The sequence below is a fragment of the Boseongicola sp. genome (assembly GCF_057460485.1).
In genome coordinates this window covers 1-3,405 of record NZ_JBVCWP010000368.1, presented here as the reverse complement: position 1 = coordinate 3,405, position 3,405 = coordinate 1, and the positions used below count along the sequence as shown (strand labels likewise).

The window sequence follows — 3,405 nt, the reverse complement described above, 5'->3', positions numbered from 1 at the left end:
GAACACCATGGCAGCCGACCGTGTGAACCAGCGTTTGAAGAAAGTGGAAACTTGTCGCTAAAAGAAGAAAAATCTTCTTCATCTCCTTTGAGAGCCGAACTTTTTGGGCATATGCGCGTCGCGTTTGATGGCCAGCCAGTCGAACTTCCCGCATCAAAGAAGACCCGGGGCTTGTTGGGGTATTTGCTTTCCAGCACACATCCACGTTCGCGCAACGAGCTGTGCGATTTGCTTTGGGCAGAGGCTGAGGACCCACGCGGAGCATTGCGATGGTCTCTCAGCAAATTGCGCACGAGCCTTGGGCCAGACAAAATTCGGGCAAATAGAAACACAGTGGAATTAAACAAGGCCGCGATCGACGTGGACGCTGCAATCATCAACGCTGCATCCGGAAACGTTGAAAGCAATACAACCGAGGCTCTGCTTGCCATCGAGAAATTGTTTCGGGGTGAATTTCTGAATGGGCTGGAGCTATCCTCTTGCTACGGCTTCTACGAATGGTGTCAGTCGGAAAGGTCGAGATATGGCCGGCTCCATGCAAAAGTCTTGGAAACGCTCATTTCCCGGTATAGCGACCAGCCCGGTGCGGCACTGGAATTTGCGCACAAGCTAGTCGGTATGGATCCTTTCCAAGAGAGTTCTCACATCAGGGTCATCGAGTTACTTTTGGCGCTTGGTCGGCCAGAGGATGCGACCGTTCAGGCGGCACATTGCCGCAAGATTTTTGAACTTGAGCTTGGTGTTGAACCTTCTCAGGCACTCGATTTGGCCTGTCAAACGGTCCCGATTTCAGCGGCCAGCCTGCAAATGCCCCTTGAACGGCGCCAGGCGAACAGTGGCTCTTCCAGTTCCAGCGTACGATCTCGAGCACCCTTCGTCGGACGTGACGCGGAGTATCAGCTTGTCCGGAGTGCCTTCGACGGTTCAGGCCCTGCCGTCGCCTTAATCGTTGGCCCTCCCGGTATCGGAAAATCCACCCTTCTCGATAAAATAGGCAAAGACTACGGACCACGTCGCCTGTCGGCGCGCGCGGTCGAAGTTGAACGCTCACGCCCTTTTGGTATTTGGCTGGATGCACTGGAAGGCATGGTCGAAACAGAGGTCGTTTCAGATATTCGGCACAAGTTGCGGGAAGGGCTTCTTGTCAGGTCGACTAGCTCAGAAACCCTAACGGAAGGGCAATTATTCGAGGGTTTCCGTATCCTTCTTTTAAATCTGTCTCAAGTTCACCCTGTCTTGATTGCACTGGATGACGCGCAATGGATGGAACAATCTTCCTGCGCATTGTTGAGCTACCTTATTCGCCACCTCGATTCCAGGCAGGTCCATTTCTGTATTGCAGCGCGCGCTGGTGAGATCGACGACAACGAGGGCGTTCAGTCCTTGCTTTCGGGGCTTGGAAATAATGTTCAAAGGATTGCTTTGACTGGATTGTCAGAGACTGATGCTAGCTCGCTGGTAAAAGAGCTTCGTCCTACTGCAAATGTGCAGGACGTTGTCAGGAAAGCGCAAGGCAACCCGCTATATCTCATGGAATTGTCCCGCACAGGTGGCCAAGGTTCGATGTCGACTACACTACTGGATGTTCTGGCTGACAGACTTGAACGACTTTCTCAGCCTGCCATCGCCTTTGCGTCTTGGGCCTCCATTTTCGGACGGACCATCCCAATGAACACGGCAATCAAAGCATCTGGATTAGATATTTCGTTCGTCTTGAGCGCGATTGAGGAACTTGAAAACTACGAGATCATAAGGCCGACCAATGCAGGTAACATTGAATTCACCCATGATCTTGTCCGAGAGAGTACCTACGAACGTATATCCAACATTCGTCGTCGGCTCATGCATGGCAGGGTCGCGGAATTTCTGGCGCTTGAAATGCCCCAAAAACCCAGTGTCGCAGAGAGTGTGCTGTACCACTGCACAATGACCGATAACCATAGCGTTGCCGCAGAGGCTGCCGTCATCGCCGGTCAACACGCATTGAAAGCCTATGCGAATTCTGAAGCCGCAGAATTAGCCAGAAGAGGCTTGTTCCATGTTGAAAAACTGAATGTGGTCCGCGAGCGGATTAGACTAAGTATGGCATTGCTTGGGATACAAGTGTTGTCAGCGTCAGGTATTTCCAACAGCCGAACGCCTGAACTTGTCGCAGCCCTTCAAGCGCAAATCACTAAAGCGAACCAGTACATGATGGCAGACGAAGTCGCGCAAGGAGAATACCTTTTATCGGTACTCTTTCAGGAGCTCGGAGACTTGCAAGAAGCAAGCCTCGCCACGGCACGTGCAGCAGATGCGTCAAGGCAAATGGATGCGCAGAAAAAAGTCCGACAGCTTGCCAATTCTGCTCGCTGTCTGTTGGAGTTGGGCAGAGATATCCCCAAGGCAACTACTCTTAGCCTAGATGCCGATCAGTTGGCTGAGGAAGAAGGCGTTACCGATAGCGAAGTCTTCTGGAGCAGAGGGCTGTTGGCCTATTGGAACGGGGACTTGGATCGTGCTGCAGACGAAATCGCGAAGGCACTGGAGCTTGCTGAAGAAAATGAAGATCGGTGGCGGCAATGTAAATGCCTGACCTGGGCAGCGATGATTGCACTCGAACAAAACTACTCCGAAACTGCGATCAGCCACGCAAAATGCCTAGGAGAGCTTGCCGCAAAGATCGGTGAAGGGGCGATGGCCCCTTTGGCCCGGACTTTCATTGCTATGGCCCAGCGTGACGACAACGAACTTGATGAAGCGTTGGAAGCTCTAGAAATCGCCGATGACAAGGCTCACCTAGCTTATGTTCTGAACCTAGCCGCCGATCATCGCCGGACGACAGGCGACACTGACCGCGCACTGACCTTCGCACGGAAAGCATTTAAGACTGCAAGTGATATTGGAAACGAAAACGAAAAGGTTTTTGCACGATCACTTGCTATGATGTTGGGTGAAGACATGGGAGCCCCCATCACAGAGTCGGAAATAGATGAATGGTCGAAGTCATATACACTCAACGCGCGGGTCCGAAAGTTTGCTCGGTCTGCACAGCAAGAAAGAAAGACATTCTAGGAAAGGACCTTACATGCCCAAATTTATCGTCGAACGCAGTTTTGATCCGCCGCTAACCAAAGAGGATCTCGCCGCCACGGAAGAGCGAATGGCCCCATGCCTCGATCTATATGATGTGACTTGGCTCAGAAGTTATTGGAGCACGGATCGCAAAAGAATGGTCTGCGAATATGAAGCCCGAGATTCGGAATCCGTTCGCAACGTCCAACGTGAAGCTGGTGCCAAATTTGAGCGCGTATGGACTGCCGACCTTCTGGAGTGAATGTTGGCCATGTACTGTTATAGTAATTAAGCTGACGAACTGAACTAAGCTCAAAAAACGCAGGGATTAAAAATCCTCGTGTCGGTGGT

At 51.8% G+C, this 3,405-nt stretch carries 3 protein-coding genes; 2 read left to right on the top strand and 1 reads right to left on the bottom strand.

The genetic code is table 11. From position 1 onward, the window contains the following. Positions 1–431: hypothetical protein (locus AC221Y_RS22160; RefSeq protein WP_486708470.1), on the bottom strand; the 431-nt coding region annotated here is incomplete at its 3' end. Here AC221Y_RS22160 and AC221Y_RS22155 point away from each other — a divergent pair. Together AC221Y_RS22155 and AC221Y_RS22150 are read left to right on the top strand one after the other, a co-directional pair. Beyond that, positions 334–3,054 (top strand): ATP-binding protein, encoded by a 2,721-nt coding sequence (locus tag AC221Y_RS22155; protein WP_486708469.1) that lies wholly within the window; start codon positions 334–336, stop codon positions 3,052–3,054. The genes AC221Y_RS22160 and AC221Y_RS22155 overlap by 98 nt on opposite strands. Before the next feature lie 13 nt (positions 3,055–3,067). Next, positions 3,068–3,316: a DUF4242 domain-containing protein gene (locus AC221Y_RS22150; protein ID WP_486708468.1), complete on the top strand. Its 249-nt coding sequence runs from the start codon at positions 3,068–3,070 to the stop codon at positions 3,314–3,316. The last annotated feature ends 89 nt before the right edge of the window (positions 3,317–3,405 follow it).

Bases quoted from the DNA above. Each gene is read 5' to 3' on its own strand.
- AC221Y_RS22150 (WP_486708468.1), top strand. From the start codon at position 3,068: ATGCCCAAATTTATCGTCGAACGCAGTTTTGATCCGCCGCTAACCAAA.